Source organism: Pseudomonas corni, from assembly GCF_057128765.1.
This window is the reverse complement of sequence record NZ_JBSKHW010000002.1, coordinates 297,496-315,558: the sequence shown is the minus strand read 5'-3', so window position 1 is coordinate 315,558 and position 18,063 is coordinate 297,496. Positions and strand designations below refer to the sequence as shown.

Sequence of the window (18,063 nt, the reverse complement as noted above, 5' to 3'; positions counted from 1 at the left end):
CCCATTGGTCAGTGCCATTACTGTGCAATCACGCCGTCTTTGATCCCCAGCAACACGGCGGCTCGATGTGCCTCACCACGTCGACACCGGCTTTGCCCGCTCAGCACCGCGTAAACGGTGCTGGGATTTAGTTGGTGCTTAGCGGCGAAGTCTTTCGCTGTCTGACCTTTTCGCTCCAAAGCTTCCCGCGCCTCTTGGCGGGCTTGCTCAGTGATAGATACGTTCGGCATAGTGCAATTCCATGCATTTTCATGTGATCGGGAATGCAGAATTATGCACCTTTGTGCATTTGTAAATATCCAGGATGAAAAATTTTGCACGATTCGGAAGAAATCGGCTCGCGACTGCGGGAAGAGCGGAAGAGATGTGGGCTTACCCAAGATCAAATCGCGGAGGCTTACGGCATTGCGAAGCGAACCCAAGCAAATTACGAATCCGGAAGCAGCGACGCTCCTGCGTGGTATCTCAGCCGTGCCTTGAAAGAGAACCGGTTTGATGTCGCTTACATCCTGACCGGCCAACGGACTATGGCCACTGAGGCATCGTTGAATGAAGTGGAGAATTCGATTGTTCAGAAGTACCGCAGCATCCCAGAAGAGGATCAGAAAACGATTAGGCGGATGCTTGATGCCATGGCTTTGATGGAAGCGCGCGGCCTGAATTAGGTTGTACAAATTGTTAACACTATCTTTCCCCCGCGCTGCGCTAAGCCCCGTTGATGCCCGATAACGTCGATTCACTCATGCACCTATGGAGCAGTACGCATGTTGGATCGATCCAAATTTGAAGGCAGTTACAACGAAACAGGTGAGTTTGATTGGCAGGCTCTTACCAAGTTGGAGCGGCGCTTAATCAGGCTATACCGGCGAATGTCTGACGAAGATCAGAAGCGGGTGCGTCGCATGTCGGAAGTACTCTCAGAAGTTCCTGACACCCCATGTCCGATATCGCAACGACCTAACGGCGGCTTTGTTTAAACCGCTGCATCAGGCGTCAGCCCCTGCAGGCTGGCGTTTCAGCACGCTCATGCCGCCCCCAGTTGATCAAACAGCTCCCGCTGTTGTGTCCTGGACAGGCTTTTCAGACTGTCGAAGATTAGACGATCCATAGCCTGGGCCGAGGGGCTCAAGGTGTGCGAGAAAGTCAGGTTTGACACCCATGTATGCCCGCACTTTGCGTCCAGGCATTGGCAATACAACTTCGCAAAATCATTTGAAAGCTGATCTCTCGAAGCAATCCTTCCGCGATGTCCGCACTTACATGTGATGCGCATTCTTGCTCCCTCCCCAGGGACAGCCACTTGCCACTATTTTGCCACATTATGTAGTGGCAATCTCTTCTTAAGGACACCTTATGTAGTGGTTTCGACTTCACTTGGTGCGTCTCGCCAGTGAATTCGTCTGTCCTCCCGCAAGGTATCGTTCACCTGGTCGAAAAGTTGACAGATCGGCCTGATTTCGTTGCTGGTGTAGACCCGATCGATCTTTTCGATATCGCCGAAACCGGCGCTGTTTTCCGGGATGATCCCTGCCAGTGCGGGGTTCATCCGCCAGGCGGCGATCACGTCGTTGCGGGTGATGTTTTTGACTTTCTCCAGCTCGTCCTTTGCCTGGAAATCCCCGACCGGAATAATCTGAATGGCTTTTTCAGCACCGCCGGGGATGTTGACGAACATGGATCTGAAGTTGCCCACGCCCTTGCTCGCTGTGATCTGGGCCTTCAACTCGTCTTCGTCCTCCTCGGTCAGGTTCGGATCGTTCGTGTAGAAGATGTAACCGGCGTGCGCACCGTTGCTGTAGTAGCGCCGGCGGAACAGGGTCGCGGCTTCGTTGAGCAGCAGCGCCTGCAGTCCGCCCAGGTAGTCAGGGACGCCGTAGATGTTCTGTTCCACGTCGTAGTTCAGGATGTGCTCGATGTCTTCCTTGCCAAACTCCTCCTCCCCACCCTCCGGCTGCAGCATCACAAAGCCGCCCGCACGCATCACCCGCATGTTGATGGCGGGGAGGTGTTCCATCCCGATGACCTGGCCCAAGGCATTGCGCACGCGATACAGGTACGTTTCCCCAAACACCATGAAGTCCAGCGCAGCCCGGCTCATTGTCTGACTGGTGAACCCAGTTGAGGGGATGAACTCACGCAGCAGCAGGTTGCGCTTGAATCCCGGAATGGCCCCGTGGTGCGCGTTTGCCCGAAGCAGCCTGGCTAGCCCTTGGCGCGACACCGGCGGCGTGAACAGTCTGCCGTCGTGACTGGCGAACACGCCCAGATACTGGCCTATGTTGTCGCTCAGAACCTGTTCCGGTGCTCCGAACGAAAAGGCGCGCATGGGCCCTGGTGCCGGTTTTTCCTGCTGCTTTGTTTGGTGACGAGCCATTGGTTGCGGATCCAGTGAGTGCGTAGCGGCTGCGCCGCGACTTGTTGGTGTTGAGGGGTTCGTTGGCCAGGGCGTGCATGATTGCCCAGGCGATATCGGCGTGACCGGTGGCGTCCGTGCGCGAAGCGCTGTAGGTGATCTGCCCGCTGTTGGTCGCCCCGCGCTTGATCGTCAGGAAGGCCTGGGCGATGTCGTTCCAACCCGCGTCCCACTCGATCCGGCTACCCACGATGGTGTCCTGCGCCTTGAGCACCAGGCTGTTTTTGGTTTCCAGGCTGTAATGGATCGAGGTCGCACGCGGGTAGAAGTCGCGCACCAGGTCAAACACGCCGTAACCGATGCCTGTGGTATCGATACCGATGTGCTGGACGTTGAAACGTTCGGTGAGACGCTTGACCTGTTCGGCCTGGTACTTGAACGACTGCCCACGCCAGCTGTGTTTCTCGAGGATCCGGAACTTGCCTTCCGGCTCGAGCGGCGGCGCGATGACCACGCACGTCGCATCGTCCCGGGTTCGGCTGGGGTCGTAGCCAATCCAGACAGGGCTATTGCCGAACGGTCGCGGGTCGTCGGGTTCGTAGTCGGTCCACAACGACAGATCCGAATAGCAACGCTCCAGGTCGCCCAGTGCGAACACGCTCTGAGTGCTGTCGATGAACTTGCACATGAACAGCTGTTGGAATCGGTCTTCGTCGTACTCCAGCTGCAGCTGCTCGAGGTCAAACAGATCACAGCCGCCAGCGATGGCATCCAGGATGGTGATGACCTTGCGCCACTGGCCGTCAGGACACAGCGACCCTGCAGACGTTTGTTTTTCGCTGGGCCACGGCTCTTTGGCTGCCTTGCGCTTGCTGTTACGGAATTTTTCCCCGGTCCAGAACGGATAGGCCTGGTGCGACACCGCGCTGGGCGTAGAAAAGTAGGTCTTACGCCACTTCTTGTGGGTGGCCATGGCGCTGGCCACGGTGTTCAGCTTCTCGAAATCTCGTATCCAGAAATATTCGTCGACGTACACATGGCCATGGTGGCCTTGGGCGGTGCTGCTGTTGGTGCTGAGAAACCGCAACTCTGCCCACGGTTTGCCGTCTTTGCTGAGCACGATCGGGTTACCGGTCAGTTCCAGGCCGAACCATTCCTGGGCGAACGAGATGATGTAGCTGCGGAAAATCTCGGACTGAGCACGGCTGGCCGACAGGAATATCTGGTTGTCGCCCGTCAGCACCGCATCCATGAAGGCTTCGCCGGCGAAGTAGTAGGTCAGGCCCACCTGGCGGCTTTTCAGGATGTTGCGGATCCGCGCCGTCAGCGGGTTGAGCTTGGCGGCGTACAGCTCTTTCTGGTAGCCGTACATTTTGCTGATGAACTTGTCGAGAAAGTCCACTTCCGTCAGTTCGCTGACGTCGTTCTTCACCTGTTTCTGGCGTTTCTTCCCGCCCTTGTCGCCCCGATCGCCTTTTTCCCGTCGCTGGTTGCGGGGGTTATCACGGCGGTGGCCATCGTCATCGATCGGATCATTTGCTGGCATCGGCGCCGGCTTGGCGCATTGCTTGGCCAGGCGTTCACGAACGGTGGTCAGGCGGTCCAGCTCGTCCAGGTCGCCCTTGGAGAGGGTGGTCTGCTTATCGAGGATGAGCGTGATCCGCCGACTGACAGCAGTCAGCGGTTCTTCGTCCGACAACATGTCGTCCCATTCACCTTGGCGGATCCAGTAATAGACGATCCGGATATTGGGCAGGGATAACTGCGCCTGAATTTCACGCGGCTTGCAGCGGCGTAAATAGAGGCGTTTGGCGGCTTCTTTAAGTTCGGGGGCGTATGGCATGGCCGCAGTCTATGCGGCGAAAACACCGAAAAGGTGCAGTCAAAATTCGGCTTCGTCCTAGATCGTGGATATAGGACCAATGCAAAAGTTAATCAATTGTTGGAGGGGCTGCAGCTCCCTATCTTGGCGACTCAAACCACCGATTGAGCGCAGTTAACGCCCATGCCCCGTTCCCTTGTTTCATTCTGGAAACGTGTCGCCACCAGCGGCATTACCGCCGATGGCCGCGAGATCCTTCCCCAGGAACTGCGCGATATCGCTGAAACCTACAGCACGGCCAAGTATACGGCTGTGATCTGGTGTGAGCACGATCGCTGGTCAGGTTCCTACGGCACCGTGTTTGCCGTGCGCCTGGCTGAAGACGTTGAAGGCCTTGAGGCTGGCCAGGTTGCTCTGGAAGCCCAATTGAAGCCCAACGACAAGCTGCTGGCACTCAATGACCAGGGCGAGAAGCTGTTCACCAGCATCGAGATCACCCCCAACTTCGCGAACAGCGGCAAGGCCTATCTATCTGGCCTGGCTGTCACCGATTCGCCGGCCAGCCTGGGCACCCAGGAACTCTATTTCTCCCGCGCCACCAACAAGCCCGCGCATTTCGCAGCAGCTGTGCCGCTGGGTGTGCTGGTTGAGGCCGAACCCGCCGGCGAGATCGGCCTTCTGGCAAGCCTGGTTTCGCGCTTGGTCAAACACTTTGCCGTTGCTGACCAGCCAACCGACACCCCAACGACACCCCCCACCGAGAGCAAAACCCCAATGGATGAAGCTACAGCCACGGCGTTGAAAGCCCTGATGGCGCAATTGCTTGTTGTCGCTGCCGGCATTCAGGCAGTGATTGAGCCAGCTGCAGAAGACGCGCCCGAGCCTGAACAGGCTCCGATCGATGACGTTACTTCTGCAGTAGACGCCATCGTCACCACCGCCGAAGAAGAGCGCGAGTTCAAGCGCAAAAAAGGCGAGACCAGTTCGGTCCTGTCGGCGCTCGTCGCCGGTCAGGCTCGCCTGGAACAACAGTTCAGCGCTCTGCTGGACAATCCCAAAGGCCGCGTGATTCCGCCTGTAACTGGCGCGGGTGACTCAATCAAAAAGCGGGTGCTCTGATGGCTCATTCCCTTAGCAACCACGGCGCGAAGATGTACGCCGAACTGCAGGTGGCGATTGCTGAAAGCTACGGCGTCGACCTGTCGCGCCGCATGTTCAGCGTTGAGCCATCGATTGCCCAGGAGCTGAACGAGGCGATCACTGCCAAGTCAGACTTCCTGCAGCGCATCAACGTCATCGGCGTGTCCGAGATCAAAGGTCAAAAGGTATTCCTGGGCGTTTCCGGCCCAGTCACCAGCCGCACCAACACCAGCACCACCGATCGCGTGGCTAAGGATGCGTCGGCGCTGGATGACAGCACCTATGAGCTGTCGTCTACCGAGTCCGATGTAGGCCTGCCGTACGCGAAAATCGACGCCTGGGCGAAGTTTCCCGACTTCCACCAGCGTTATTCCGCCGCCGTGCAGAAACAGATTGCGCTCGATCGCATCATGGTCGGCTTCCATGGCACCCACGTTGCCCCGCAGACCAACATTGCCACGTACCCGATGCTGCAGGACGTGAACAAAGGCTGGCTGCAGATCGCCCGTGAGCAGATCCCGGAACAGGTGCTCAGCGAAGGCGCAGTTGACGGCAAAGTGACCCTCGGTGTGGGTGGCGACTACGCCAACCTTGACGCCCTGGTTCATGACGCCAAGCAACTGGTCGACGAGCGTCTGCGCGATGGCGGTGACCTCATCGCAATCATCGGCACCGACCTGCTGGCGGCTGACAAAGCCAAGCTGTACGCCAAGCAGGGCGATGTGCCTACCGAGAAGGAACGCATTGAAGACGCCCAGGTGATCGCCACCTACGGCGGTCTGCCGAGTCACAGCGTGCCGTTCTTCCCGGTCAACGCCGTGGTAGTGACCAGCTTCGACAACCTGTCGCTGTACTTCCAGGACTCCAGCTGGCGCAAGCAAACCATCGACAACCCGAAGCGCTCCCGCGTTGAAGATTTCAACAGCCGTAACGAAGGCTATGTGATCGAGCAGCTCGAGAAGTTCGCGATGATCGAAAACGTCGAACTGGTGACCGCGTGAGCCTGGCACTGGCGCATAAGCGCCGCTTGATTGCCCAAGGTCCTGCGGCCGGCGGCGCCAGTGCCGCTGCGGTGGTCTACTCGGCCGCCAACGCACTCAACAGCCCAGCCAACGCCAAGAAGCACCTGATGCTGATGGTCGATGCCATGAACATCGATCTGGAGCGTGTCAGTGCGATCGACAGCCGCGAACTGCGTCAGCAGCTCAAGCGTGACGAGCTGCTGCCCAAATACCAGGAGTACGTGCAGCGCTATCTTGATTCGGAATTGGTTTTCCAGAACCCGGTAATGATGCAGGTCCTGGTCTGGCTGTTTGACACCGCCCAGTTCACGGAAGGACTGGAGCTGGCCCGCGTGGCAATGCGGCAGGAGCAGGAACTGCCGGAACGCTTCAAGCGCAACGTGCAGACCTTTGTTGCTGACGAGGTGATCGACTGGGCCGAGGCCGAGCAGAAGGCCGGCCGCAGCTTCGAACCATACGTCTCCAACATGCTCCCGCTGGTCGACGGCGAATGGAAGTTGTTCGAGCGAATTCCGGCCCGGTACTACCGGATCCTCGGAATCGTCGCCTTGGACAATCGGGACTTTGCTGTCGCCATCAAACACTTCGAACGAGCTGAAGCGCTGTTCCCGGGCATCAAGGTTGAGACCCGGCTGAACGGAGCCCGCAAGGCTTTGGAAAAAGCGAAGGCATTGGCCGACGCGGAGGCCCTGGCAGCACAAACCGCCGGCAACGGCTCCGAATAACCGACTACCCCCCCCAGCGGGGAACTGTGGGAGTGAGTCAGCCATTTATGGCCGTCGACCCACCGCCAACAGCTTCCCTGCTCCTATTCGAGCGCCCAGCAATGAGCTTTTCAGGTAAACCCACCACATTCGTGGATCAGGCGATCGACAACGACGGCTTCTGGCCGGACCTGTCTGTTGCTGAATTCCAGAAGGGTTACCGCCTGCCGGCGGAATACCTGGGCGAGATGCTGGCCGCTGATCTGACCATGGCCATGGTCGAGGTGAACACTGACCTGGCCAAGTGCAAAAGCCGCTGGCAGTCCGGTGGCGTCACTACGTTGGAAACGGCTGACCCTATGGTGCTGCCGGAACGCACATTTCAAGCAGCGACGTATAAGCGCGCCGTGTATTGCCGCGCCAAGGCCAGTCTGCTGACCCAGTTCGCCACCGTGACCCGCCGCGAAAGCGCCGAGAACACCGGCAAGGAACTGCCAGAACGATCGGAAACCTTTCTCGCCTTTAGCCAAGCCGCTGTTCGCTCGCTGCAGGGCCGTGGCCGCATCACGGCGAAGCTGCTGTGATCAAGCTGCAGGCTTTGACGGCCTACCTCATCGAACGCCAGCTGGTGACCCCGGAACAGCTCGACAGCTGGACGGACCAGGTGCAGCTGGAATTGATCTGGAAAGACGACGAAGCCGGCATGCACATGGGCGACATGAATTACAGCGCCACGATCGTGCTGGAGCGCTTCGCCGATCACCCGGGGCGTCTGATGGCCCTGGTCGGCAGCTGGCTGGAGACTCACGACGAGGACCGCGACGGCCTGCCGGCCACGGTGTTCGACATCACCATGCTCGATGACGACCTGGCGGACGTGGATATCAAGCTGCAGTTCACCGAGCCGCAGTACCTGTCCGAAGATCCAGCCGGCGAAATCAAGGCCTTTGGAAAGACCTGGTCATTTGTGCCGTTCGAGCTGTGGGTTGCGGAAGCAGGCGAGGTGGCCAATGCCCCGTAACAACTTCGACCTCGACATTCGCGGCCTGGCTGACGCCGAACAGCTGCTGGCACTGCTCGAACTGCCTCCCAAGTTGCGCCGGCGATTGCTGAACAACGTGAGCAAGCGCGTGCGCAGCATCAGCCGCAAGCGTGTCAGCACCCAGCAGAACCTGGACGGAACGCCCTTCGCCCCGCGCAAAGGATCGTCCAAGGGCAAAAAGAAAATGGAGTCCGGCCTGGGCAAGTTGCTCGACGTGACCCGCCTGAGTGCCAACGAGGCCGAGCTGGGATGGCGCAACGCGCTGACCCGCTGGGTTGCTTCGCAGCAGCACAACGGTGTTTCCGAGCGCCGAACTGCCGCCCAGATGCGCCAGTGGAATCGGGTTCCGGTCGGGCTGGCCGCGACAGAGAAGCAAGCCAAGCGCCTGCGTCGACTGGGTTTCAAGACCCGTCAGGCGGGCAAAAAGACCCTTACACGCCCATCCGTGGCGTGGATTAAAGAGCATGTGAACTACGCCAAGGCGGGTCTGCTGATCCGCATTCTGGACGACGAACAATCCGAGTCATCTGGTGCGCAAAGCTGGGATATCACCCTGCCAAAACGTCAGTTCCTCGGCCCTGGCACTGAATCAGAAACCAGCGCGCTGGTGAACCTGGTGCTGCAACAAATCCTTAATTCACCCCGCTAGCGAGGCACTGCATGGCACTCGGCAAAGTCAGCGTTAACAATCTCAATCTCAGCCAAGGCGCTGTGACGGCGGTTGAACGCTATCTCCTATTCATCGGCGTCGGCGCAACCAACGTCGGATCGATTCTTTCCTTGAACACCGACAGCGATCTGGATGTTCAGCTCGGTGCTGCGGTAAGCGACCTGAAAACCCAGATCACTGCTGCCCAACTGAACGGTGGCGATCGCTGGGCCTGCCTGGCCGCCCCGATCGCTGCGGACACCGGCTGGTATGCAGCGCTGGAGAAGGTCCAGCAGCAAGGCTATTCCGTCGAAGGCGTAGTCATCACCAGCCCGGTCGAGGCGGGCGACGAGCTGTCGGACATGCACGACGCTGCCATTGAACTGAGCAACACCTATGGCCGGCGCGTGTTTGTGATGGCAGCCACTGCCGGTATCGAACCTACGCAGACCTGGGCGGCTTATCTGGCCGAACAGCGCGCGATCACTCTGGATCTGTTGGCACCGCGTGTGCTCGTCGTGCCCCAGCTGCATGGCAATGACCTGGGCGTGTTGGCCGGTCGCCTGGCCAATGCGGCTGTGAGCATCGCAGACAGCCCAATGCGCGTGGCCACCGGTCCTTTGCTCGGACTGGGCCCCATCCCGAAAGACAAAGACGCGATTCCCCTGCAGTCGGCAACACGTGCCGCGCTCGATGCAGCCCGCTTCTCGGTCAGCCAGACCTATCCGGATTACCCGGGCGTGTTCTGGGGCGACGGCAACATGCTCGATGCGCCGGCCAGTGACTTCCAGGTGATCGAGTACCTGCGCGTGATCGACAAGGCCGCTCGCCAGATCCGCCCGTTACTGATCAGCCGCGTGGCCGATCGCCGCTTGAACAACAGCGCAAACAGCATGGCCGTGGCCATCAACGCGCTTATGGCACCCCTGCGTGCCATGGCCAAGTCGACGACCTTTGGCGGCGCGGTATTCCCGGGCGAGATCGAGCAGCCGAAGGATGGCGACATTGTCCTGACCTGGACGAGCAAAACCGCCGTGGTCGCCTACATCAAGTGCCGCCCCCTCAACTGCCCGAAAGACCTGACCGCGAACATCGCGCTGGACCTTTCGACCGACGTCACGGAGTAACCCCATGTCAGCAAAGATTGGCGGCAAGAACTTCGACGTGAACCTGGGTGATCTCAAGGTTCACGTCGAAAGCTGCACCCTGGACATCACCGACAACACCGCCGTGGCGCAAACCAAGGGCGTGCCTGACGGGCACGTTGATGGCGACGTGGCGGCCGCCGGCGAGATTGAGCTGGACACCACCAACTTCAACCTGTTGATCGAGGCTGCAAAGACCGCCGGCAGCTTCCGCGCGCTGGAGCCATTCGACATCGTGTTCTTCGCCAAGGCAGGCGAGGAGGAACTGCGCATTGAGGCCTTCGCCTGCAAGTTGCGTCTGTCCAGCCTGCTCAGCATCGATCCCAAGGGCGCGGAGAAGAACAAGCACAAGATCCCGTTCGACGTCACCAGCCCTGACTTCGTGAAAATCAACGGTGTGCCGTATCTGGACGCCACTGAAATCGAAGGCCTGAGCTGATGGTCGACTGGTTCGATCGTGCCCAGGTGCTGGAGCAGCGGCAACGCGACCAGGCCATTGCGGCCCAGCTCGCCCGCTCGCGGCCTTCCGGGCCGAGCCGGACCCACTGCATGGACTGCGATAGCGAGATCCCGGAACAGCGCCAGGCGCTGGGCGGGATCCTGCGTTGCGTGCCGTGTCAGTCCATTCATGAGCAAGGAAATCGCTGATGTCGACGACTCTGCAGCTCCCGCCTGAGCCAGGCAACGATCTCACTCGCCTGGGCAGGATCGAGAGCGATGTGATTTTGATCCAGTACCGCTTAGGCACGATGGAAAACCGACAGGAGTCGGTGCCTACCCGCGTTACAAAGCTTGAACAGCAGTTTGAAAATTTGGCAGGGCAATTGACGGCCTTAAATGCCGGCCAGGCGAAATTGACCGTTGCTGTGACCGATATCGGCGCGAAGGTAGCCAAGTTGCTGACCATCCTCACGATCGTCGGTGCTGGCCTGCAGATGGCTGTCCCAGCACTGATGCGAGTGTGGTTCCCATGAGCCTGCGCGGCAGGATTGCCGCCGGCGCGATCGTGTTGGCCAGTGGGACGCTGACTGCGTTCCTGGGCACGTGGGAGGGCAACGGTCAGAACGTTGTTTATGCCGACAAGCTGGCTCGCGGCCTGCCAACGGTGTGCAAGGGCATTACCCCTCATACCAGCCCATATGCCGTGGTCGTGGGTGACTTTTGGTCAGACGCACGCTGCGCCGAGGTGGAGCAGCTGGTGATCAAGAAAGGTCAGTTGGCCCTGGCCGAATGCCTGACCAACCAGCGCGTCGGACAGAACACCTTCGATGCGCTTTCCAGTCACTCCCACAACTTCGGCGTGGCGGCGACCTGCTCCAGCCGTGCAGTTGGGCTGATCAACGCCGGGCGTATCGCCGATGGTTGCAATGCACTCGCTTGGGCGCCCGACGGCACTCCGGTGTGGGCGTTTATCACCGACGCCAAGGGGCGAAAAATCCTTATCCCAGGGCTGCACAACCGGCGCCTGGCAGAAGCCGAGCTGTGTGTGAAATGACGATCTCACCGCTGCGTCTCGCCTTGTTCGTACTGCTGGCCAGTCTGGCGGCCTACGTCCTTTTTGATTACGTGGCCGATCAGCGTGACACCGCGCGCCGGGATCTGGGCGACGTGGCCGCTGAGCGCGATGGCTTGCTGCAGGCCGCAGCTATCTCCGGCGAGATGCTGGCAGAACGTGACGCTATCGACCTGAAACACACCCAGGAACTGAAAGATGAACGCGATCAAAACGATCTTTTGCGGCGCGATGTTGACGCTGGCCGTAAGCGGCTGCTCATCCGTGCCACCTGCGCCGTCCCCGCTGGACATACCGATACCAGCGCCGCCGGCGTGGCTGATGCAGGCACCGCCGAACTCGCAGCAGACGCTCGACCGGATTATTTCACCCTCCGAGATCAGCTCGCCCTCAGCAAGCAAATGATCCTCGGCCTGCAGGACTACATACGCCAGGTGGTTCAACGATCGCCGGCATCCGCTCCAACCCCTAAAACACTGGAAAAGACCCAATGAGCGAAGTAAACCGCGACATCACCCTGGAAGTCGGCACCCAGGAATTCACTTTCCGCATGACCCCTGCGGACGTGACCAAGTACTTCAATTCGACCACCCAGAACAACAAGGTCGCGCCGGCCAACAACCTGCTGGTCAACACCGTCCTGCAGGACCAACGCGCGGATCTCAAACCGTTCCTGGCCAACCCGGTGACCACCATGGAACTCGCGGGCGCACTGCTCGAGGAGTACTCGCCGAACGTTGACATCATCGTAAAAAAGTCCTCGGACACGCTGACAGCCTGAACGAAAACGCCCTGGGCCAACTGGTAGCCCTGACCTATCGGTGGTTGCCCGGTCTGGATCTGTCGATCGAGAACATGGGCACCGCCAAGTGGTTGGAGGACGAGTACTGGCGGCGTAACGAGATCGCGGTTGCCAACGGCATCGCTCACGCATTCAACGGATAGGACTTTATGGCTGACCGCTCCGCACGCCTGGCTTTCATTCTCAGCCTGACCGACAAGGTCAGCGCCCCTTTGGGCAAGGTGAAAACCAGCTTTACCGACCTGGCCACCCAGGGACAGCAGAACATCGTAAAGATGGGCGCGGGCCTGGCTGGCATGGTGGGTTCGGGCGTGGCCATCACCGAGTCCCTGGAACCGGCGCTTGAGATGAATCGTGCGCTGGGCCAGGTGCGATCGCTGGGCGTGGCAGAAGACGCGCTGGATGCGCTCAACAGCAAGGCCCTTGAGTTTTCCGTGAACTACGCGGCGAACGCCGACCAGTTCGTTGAGTCCGCCTACAGCATTTCGGGTGCGATCCGAGGGCTGACCGGTGACCAGCTGGCGATGTTCACCAACACCAGCAACCTGTTGGCCAAGGCGACCAGGTCCGACGCGGAGACCATGAGTGATTACGTCGGCACCATGTACAACCTGTTCAAAACCTCGGCCGACTCGATGGGCAAAACCCAATGGGTCGAGCGACTTGGCGGCCAGACTGCTTTGGCGGCCCAGCTGTTCCGTACCAACGGTTCCCAGCTCAAAGATGCCTTCAAGGAAGTAGGCCAGGTCGCGACCACTGCCGGGATCGATATCGCGGAACAGTTCGCGGTGCTGGGCACGCTCAGCAGCACCATGGAAGGCGGCGATGCTGGCGGACTGTACAAGTCGTTTTTCGAGAACATCGGCGCAGCGTCCGACAAGCTCAAGATCAAATTCACCCAGCAGAACGGCCAGTTGCTGCCTATGGCAGACATTCTGACGAAGCTGGAAGGCAAGTTCGGGGATCTCACCAGCGCCGCCGCCGGCGCCAAGTTAACTGAAGCGTTTGGCAACGAAGGTGCGCGGGTGATCAACGCGCTGGCCAAGGACACCGATCGCTTCAAAAACGGCCTGGAGCAGCTGGGCAAGGTGCGGGGCCTGGAAAGCGCCGAGAAGATGGCCAAGGCCATGGTCGACCCCTGGCAACAGTTTGGCGCCGCTGTCCAGGCGCTGCGCATTGCTTTCGGACAGGCTCTTATTCCGATGCTTACCCCGCTGATGGACAAGCTGGTGGGCATTGCGTCGACCCTGACCCGCTGGAGCCAGCTGTTTCCAAATATCACCCGGCTGCTGGGCCTTGTTGTCCTGGTGATTCTCAGCCTGACATTCGCCATGGCGGCGCTGACGTTCACCGTCGGCATGAGCAAGATGGTTTGGTTGTCCCTGGTGACAATCTGGAAGGTGCTGACCTGGACGGGTTTTCGCAGCATCGCCATGTTCCTGTACCACACCGTCATGATCGCCGGCTTCGTGATCGGGATGGTCGCGATGTACACCTGGATGGGCTTGGTTCGTGGAGCCATGTTGCTGTGGCAGGGCGCGATCTGGCTGGTCAACGCCGCTATGTTGGCCAACCCGGTGTTGCTGATCATTGCCGGCATTCTGGCCCTGACCGCCCTGGTCGTTGCCGCCGTTATCTATTGGGACCAATGGACCGCTGCGCTGATGAATACAGCAGCATTTCAGTGGATCTCCCAACAGCTGCAGAGCCTGTCGGACTGGTTTGGCTCGATGGGCGGATGGGGTGACATGGCCAGGGCGGCCTGGGACGGCATCGTTGCCATCTTCAGGAGCGCGATCAGTGGCCTGATCGAGATGTTGAACAAGATCCCGGGCGTCGAGATTGATGCCACGTTTGGCCAAATGCCCAAGATGCCAGGCGTTGCGGTCGATCCTGCTGTGGCGGGTATGCCTAAGCCGATCCGGGGAATTGAGCCCGGTACCGGCCCGAGGCTGATGCCTCCGGTTACCGAGCAGTCCGGAATCTCGGCGCAGCTGGCTGATCAGGCCGAACAGACCCGTCAACGCATGGGAACGGGTACCGCCAGCATTTCCCCCATCCGCCCAACCGCAGTGCCCCAGGGCGGGCTGATGCGCAGCATCCAGAACACTACCAACCAGAGCAACGACAAGGGCATACGCGTGGACAAGGTGGAGATCCACACCGCCAAACCGATGAGCCCGCTCGAGCTGGAATCAATGGTGAGCATGGCGGTGGGCGGATGAGCATCTATATCGATCTGCTGATCACCAACAACGACCTGACCCTGGACGCCTCGAACCAGCCGCTGCCGATCTACGACCGTGCCTGCATCGCCCAAGACATCGCGCACATGATCCGTGATAGCGGCCTGCTGGTGACGCTAGTTGCCGAACGAAACCGCTTCCGTCAGGCCGACTGCATCCAGCAACTGGAGCTGCTCGTTGAGACCGACGTGCGTCTGGTTCCCGGCACCACCCGTTTCATCAAGCAAGGACTGGGGCAGTACCTGGTGACGGCCAAGACCGTTGAATTTGGATCTATCGAGGTAGTCCTGTGAGTGATGTTGATTTTAAACAGGCGCTGAGCGATGCCGGCGTTCCTACAACCGAAGCCAAACTGCGCGCTGCGTGGGAGGCTGAGGTGGTCGCTCAGGGCAGCAAACTGAGCAACACCAGTTCCTGGTCACCTTTCTGGCGCGTAGTGACCGCGTTGGTCACCAAGCCGGTGATGTGGCTGATCGACTTTATCGCCCTGACGGTGCTCCCGAATTTCTTCGTCAAGACGGCTGTGGATGCCTGGCTCGACATGCTGGCCTGGCAAGTCAACGTCACCCGTAAACCCGCGACCAAGGCAGAAGGCTTACTGCTGTTCACGCGCAGCGCCGTCGCCGGCGTCATGGCGGTACCGGCCGGTACCCGTATTCAGTCGATCGCCATCAACGGCAATGTTTACGTCCTGGTGACGACGGTGGCCACCAGCTTTGAGGATGGCAAATCCCAGGTATTGGTCCCCGCCACGGCGACAGAAGCGGGCAGCGGATTCAATCTTGCACCAGGCTATTTTTCGATTCTTCCCGAGCCTGTGCCCGGGGTGATTCAGGTCGTCAATGCCGATGGCTGGTTGAGCGTGCCCGGGGCGGATGTGGAAAGTAATGACGACCTGCGCCTGCGCACTCGCAACCAGTTTTCAGCGGTCAACCAGTGGCATACCGATGCCGTGTACCGCGCCATGATCGCCGCCTTCCCGGGCGTCCAGGCGGACGGCGTTTATTTTGAGCACGGCGCCCCGCGCGGACCTGGTACGGCCAACGCCTTTGTCTTGTTCGAAGCGGATTCGCCCGCCGACACGTACCTGGCGCAAATCAACTCGTATATCCGCGACGAGGGTAACCACGGCCACGGCGATGACCTGGTGGTGATGCAGATGCCCGAAACTCAGCACCAGGTGCAGCTGACCGTATGGCCCAAGGCGTCGGTCGGGTCCGAGCGGTGGCCAGCGCTCAAATCTGATATCCAGCTGTACATTCGCGCGGCTTTCCGCGAGAGCACAGCCACCGACTACCAGCCGACCCTGACCTACCCGCAATCCCGGTTTTCATTCAGCCGCCTGGCGGAAGAACTTCACCTGCAGTTCCCTGGTATCGACTCGCTGAAGTTCACCACTGACGACATCATTTCCGAACTAAACATCCCTCGGCTGGCTGGCCTCGAGGTGACCCTTGCTTAAGTTAAGTCTGCCTTTCTGGCTGGACGGCACCGAGCTGACCAAGCTCAAGGCGGCTGCACAGTCGTATTGGGAGAAGGCCGAAGGCTGGCTGCGCTGGCCGCTGCTGCAGCTGGATGCGGAAACCTGCCACATCACCGTGCTCGACCTGCTGGCCTGGCAGCGCGATATCCAGCGCTTTCACGGCGAGTCAGAGCAGCTTTATCGCCTTCGAGTGAAGTACGCCTTTATCAACGCGGTCGACGCGGGCAGCACCGCGGGCATGGTGCGCATCTTTCAGCGCTTGGGCGTTGGCTACGTTGAGCTTGAAGAACGGGTCGACGGGATGGATTGGGACATCATCCTGTTGCACCTCTCCGACAGCCAACTGGCCGAAAACCCCGTGCTGCTGCGCGTGCTGATGCAGCAATACGGCCGCACGTGCCGCCGCTACGACTTCGTGACCATCACCCCGGTAACTCTGAGCATCCGCATTGCGGACTTCAACGACGACCAGCAAACCCTGATCGCGAGCCTGGACGAAGCCACCAGCAACATGGTCGTGATCAATGACCAGGTGCTTATGACCATTTTGAACGACCCCTTTAGGAGCACCCATGGGAGCTAGCATTACCCTTGCCGGCGAGAGCCTCATTGCCCAGAAGCAAGCTGCTCAGCAGGTCCTGGACGTTGCCCGGTTTGTCTTGGCCTACGTGCCTGGGCTGAATCCGAACGCTGCGGTCGACCGTGCCGGCCTCAAGCCCCCAGCTGCCCAGATCGTCTATACGGCTGACGTGAACCGCAAAGGCTATGTCAGCCCTCGGCAAGTGATCTACAGCCTGATGGTTGGCTCCGATATCGGTGACTGGGATTTCAACTGGATCGGCCTGGAAACTGCCGAGAACGTGCTGCTGGCCGTTGCCTATGTGCCGATCCAGCAGAAGCGCCGCAACATTCCGCCGCTGCAGATCGGGAACAACATCACCCGCAACTTCCTGGTGGAGTTCAGTGGGGCCCAGGCACTGACCGGTCTGGTGGTCGACGCAAGCACCTGGCAGCACGACTTCACCGTTCGCCTGACCGGCATCGATGAGCGCGAGCGCGTGAGCAATCGGGACGTCTACGGGCGTGCCTGTTTCTTCAAAGACAGCCTGCAGCTGGAGCGCAACGCCCTGGGCCTCTACCAGCTCAAAGCCGGGATGGCCTACATCGAAGGCATCCGTGTGGCTCTGGACGAATCGGCCCTGGTGCAACTCCCGGTGGTGCCGGCCACCGCTTGGCTCGACGTCTATCTGGCTCACGTGGGAAGCGACGTCGTCGCCGGCTGGACAGTGGTATTCGGGACCACAAAAACCGACTACCTGGACGAGAACGGGCACCAGCATTACGTCGAGCCGCTGGCCCGAGTGATCGCCACCGGCGTCATCACCGACCTGCGCGCCAGTCAGCCCATCACCGCTGCGCTGGTTGAGTACTTCGCCGCCAGGGATGGCGATTATGCGGGGCTGCGCGCCCGTTCCACGACCAAGGGCGACGTGGGCCTTGATCAGCTTCCCAACGCCAAGAGCGACGACCCCGCGACGAACAGCAGCAACATTCTGGCGACGACCAAGGCACTGGCCAGCCTCCTGAGCAGTATCAACGCCATCGCGAGCACCATGACCGGCATGATTGCGATGTTCCCGATCGCTGCACCGCCCACCGGTTGGCTAAAGGCGAACGGGGCGGCCGTGTCGCGCAGTACCTACGCGGCGCTATTCGACCGCATTGGCGTCTCCTACGGGATCGGTGACGGGGCCACTACATTCAACCTGCCAGAGGTTCGAGGTGAATTTCTGCGCTCACTGGATGACGGTCGCGGCATTGATGCTGGCCGAGTCCTGGGCAGCTTTCAGGACAGCCAGAACCGTCAGCACGTCCACACAGCCACTACTGGTTCGGCAGGCGCGCACAAACACACACTTAACGTGCCGCGCGACCTGGTGCCTCAGGCTTCCGACAGTCTGGATGCTGTTTTGGGGGACGAGATCGAGCAGGGGCTACAGGTGCTGGAGACGGACACTGCGCCAGATCACACCCACACCGTGACAGTGCAATCGTCCGGTGGAACCGAAGCCCGGTCGCGCAACATCGCGTTCCTTGCCTGTATCAAGTACTGAGGCCCGGCATGGAAACCTTCTATCAGCG

Annotated in this window: 24 protein-coding genes; 20 read left to right on the top strand and 4 right to left on the bottom strand. The window is 60.0% G+C overall.

What is annotated here, in order from left to right; all coding sequences use genetic code 11:
* Positions 1-17: 17 nt before the first annotated feature.
* A complete protein-coding gene (locus ACWKV9_RS05065; RefSeq protein ID WP_483834994.1) occupies positions 18-230 on the bottom strand; it encodes a helix-turn-helix domain-containing protein in 213 nt (70 codons plus the stop codon).
* Between the two features lie 84 nt (positions 231-314).
* Between ACWKV9_RS05065 and ACWKV9_RS05060 the strand changes: the two genes are divergently transcribed.
* Positions 315-665, top strand: a complete 351-nt coding sequence (locus tag ACWKV9_RS05060; RefSeq protein ID WP_483834993.1) for a helix-turn-helix domain-containing protein — start codon at positions 315-317, stop codon at positions 663-665.
* Positions 666-1,024: 359 nt separating this feature from the next.
* Here ACWKV9_RS05060 and ACWKV9_RS05055 read toward each other — a convergent pair whose 3' ends face one another.
* The 3 genes from ACWKV9_RS05055 to ACWKV9_RS05045 form a co-directional block, all read right to left on the bottom strand.
* A complete protein-coding gene (locus tag ACWKV9_RS05055; protein WP_483834992.1) occupies positions 1,025-1,273 on the bottom strand; it encodes an ogr/Delta-like zinc finger family protein in 249 nt (82 codons plus the stop codon).
* Positions 1,274-1,351: 78 nt separating this feature from the next.
* Positions 1,352-2,221: a phage portal protein gene (locus ACWKV9_RS05050; RefSeq protein ID WP_483835389.1), complete on the bottom strand. Its 870-nt coding sequence runs from the start codon at positions 2,219-2,221 to the stop codon at positions 1,352-1,354.
* The gene (locus ACWKV9_RS05045) at positions 2,133-4,196 is read right to left on the bottom strand and encodes a terminase large subunit domain-containing protein (RefSeq protein WP_483834991.1); all 2,064 of its coding nucleotides are present in this window, start codon (positions 4,194-4,196) and stop codon (positions 2,133-2,135) included. Before ACWKV9_RS05045 ends, ACWKV9_RS05050 begins: the two co-directional genes overlap by 89 nt.
* Before the next feature lie 162 nt (positions 4,197-4,358).
* On the opposite strand from ACWKV9_RS05045, the gene ACWKV9_RS05040 reads away from it, so the two are divergent.
* The 19 genes from ACWKV9_RS05040 to ACWKV9_RS04950 all read left to right on the top strand — a co-directional run bounded on the left by ACWKV9_RS05040 (position 4,359) and on the right by ACWKV9_RS04950 (position 18,035).
* The gene (locus ACWKV9_RS05040; protein WP_483834990.1) at positions 4,359-5,294 is read left to right on the top strand and encodes a GPO family capsid scaffolding protein; all 936 of its coding nucleotides are present in this window, start codon (positions 4,359-4,361) and stop codon (positions 5,292-5,294) included.
* On the top strand, positions 5,294-6,316 hold the full coding sequence (locus tag ACWKV9_RS05035; RefSeq protein WP_483834989.1) for a phage major capsid protein, P2 family: 1,023 nt from the start codon (positions 5,294-5,296) through the stop codon (positions 6,314-6,316). The genes ACWKV9_RS05040 and ACWKV9_RS05035 overlap by 1 nt, the downstream gene beginning before the upstream one ends.
* On the top strand, positions 6,313-7,062 hold the full coding sequence (gpM, locus tag ACWKV9_RS05030; RefSeq protein ID WP_483834988.1) for a phage terminase small subunit: 750 nt from the start codon (positions 6,313-6,315) through the stop codon (positions 7,060-7,062). Before ACWKV9_RS05035 ends, gpM begins: the two co-directional genes overlap by 4 nt.
* A 101-nt stretch (positions 7,063-7,163) precedes the next feature.
* Positions 7,164-7,625, top strand: a complete 462-nt coding sequence (locus tag ACWKV9_RS05025; protein ID WP_483834987.1) for a head completion/stabilization protein — start codon at positions 7,164-7,166, stop codon at positions 7,623-7,625.
* Complete coding sequence (locus tag ACWKV9_RS05020; protein ID WP_483834986.1) at positions 7,622-8,062, top strand: phage tail protein; 441 nt, start codon at positions 7,622-7,624, stop codon at positions 8,060-8,062. Before ACWKV9_RS05025 ends, ACWKV9_RS05020 begins: the two co-directional genes overlap by 4 nt.
* Positions 8,052-8,732, top strand: a complete 681-nt coding sequence (locus ACWKV9_RS05015) for a phage virion morphogenesis family protein (protein WP_483834985.1) — start codon at positions 8,052-8,054, stop codon at positions 8,730-8,732. The genes ACWKV9_RS05020 and ACWKV9_RS05015 overlap by 11 nt, the downstream gene beginning before the upstream one ends.
* Before the next feature lie 11 nt (positions 8,733-8,743).
* Positions 8,744-9,859, top strand: coding sequence for a DUF2586 domain-containing protein (locus tag ACWKV9_RS05010; RefSeq protein ID WP_483834984.1), 1,116 nt, complete (start codon positions 8,744-8,746; stop codon positions 9,857-9,859).
* A 4-nt stretch (positions 9,860-9,863) separates the two neighbouring features.
* On the top strand, positions 9,864-10,316 hold the full coding sequence (locus ACWKV9_RS05005; protein WP_483834983.1) for a phage protein: 453 nt from the start codon (positions 9,864-9,866) through the stop codon (positions 10,314-10,316).
* Positions 10,316-10,525 (top strand): TraR/DksA C4-type zinc finger protein, encoded by a 210-nt coding sequence (locus ACWKV9_RS05000; protein WP_483834982.1) that lies wholly within the window; start codon positions 10,316-10,318, stop codon positions 10,523-10,525. Before ACWKV9_RS05005 ends, ACWKV9_RS05000 begins: the two co-directional genes overlap by 1 nt.
* Positions 10,525-10,851, top strand: a complete 327-nt coding sequence (locus ACWKV9_RS04995) for a hypothetical protein (protein WP_483834981.1) — start codon at positions 10,525-10,527, stop codon at positions 10,849-10,851. The genes ACWKV9_RS05000 and ACWKV9_RS04995 overlap by 1 nt, the downstream gene beginning before the upstream one ends.
* Positions 10,848-11,372, top strand: a complete 525-nt coding sequence (locus ACWKV9_RS04990; protein ID WP_483834980.1) for a lysozyme — start codon at positions 10,848-10,850, stop codon at positions 11,370-11,372. The genes ACWKV9_RS04995 and ACWKV9_RS04990 overlap by 4 nt, the downstream gene beginning before the upstream one ends.
* Positions 11,369-11,884 (top strand): lysis protein, encoded by a 516-nt coding sequence (locus tag ACWKV9_RS04985; protein ID WP_483834979.1) that lies wholly within the window; start codon positions 11,369-11,371, stop codon positions 11,882-11,884. The genes ACWKV9_RS04990 and ACWKV9_RS04985 overlap by 4 nt, the downstream gene beginning before the upstream one ends.
* The gene (locus ACWKV9_RS04980) at positions 11,881-12,171 is read left to right on the top strand and encodes a putative phage tail assembly chaperone (protein WP_483834978.1); all 291 of its coding nucleotides are present in this window, start codon (positions 11,881-11,883) and stop codon (positions 12,169-12,171) included. Before ACWKV9_RS04985 ends, ACWKV9_RS04980 begins: the two co-directional genes overlap by 4 nt.
* 20 nt (positions 12,172-12,191) lie before the next feature.
* Positions 12,192-12,335 carry a DUF6890 family protein gene (locus ACWKV9_RS04975; protein ID WP_483835388.1) on the top strand — a complete coding sequence of 48 codons (144 nt, stop codon included), beginning with the start codon at positions 12,192-12,194 and terminating at the stop codon, positions 12,333-12,335.
* Between the two features lie 6 nt (positions 12,336-12,341).
* Entirely contained in the window at positions 12,342-14,417 is a 2,076-nt protein-coding gene (locus ACWKV9_RS04970; protein WP_483834977.1) for a phage tail tape measure protein, read from the top strand.
* Positions 14,414-14,731: a DUF2590 family protein gene (locus ACWKV9_RS04965; RefSeq protein ID WP_483834976.1), complete on the top strand. Its 318-nt coding sequence runs from the start codon at positions 14,414-14,416 to the stop codon at positions 14,729-14,731. The genes ACWKV9_RS04970 and ACWKV9_RS04965 overlap by 4 nt, the downstream gene beginning before the upstream one ends.
* A complete protein-coding gene (locus ACWKV9_RS04960; RefSeq protein WP_483834975.1) occupies positions 14,728-15,900 on the top strand; it encodes a baseplate J/gp47 family protein in 1,173 nt (390 codons plus the stop codon). The genes ACWKV9_RS04965 and ACWKV9_RS04960 overlap by 4 nt, the downstream gene beginning before the upstream one ends.
* A complete protein-coding gene (locus ACWKV9_RS04955) occupies positions 15,893-16,504 on the top strand; it encodes a phage tail protein (RefSeq protein WP_483834974.1) in 612 nt (203 codons plus the stop codon). The genes ACWKV9_RS04960 and ACWKV9_RS04955 overlap by 8 nt, the downstream gene beginning before the upstream one ends.
* The gene (locus ACWKV9_RS04950) at positions 16,494-18,035 is read left to right on the top strand and encodes a phage tail-collar fiber domain-containing protein (protein ID WP_483834973.1); all 1,542 of its coding nucleotides are present in this window, start codon (positions 16,494-16,496) and stop codon (positions 18,033-18,035) included. The genes ACWKV9_RS04955 and ACWKV9_RS04950 overlap by 11 nt, the downstream gene beginning before the upstream one ends.
* The last annotated feature ends 28 nt before the right edge of the window (positions 18,036-18,063 follow it).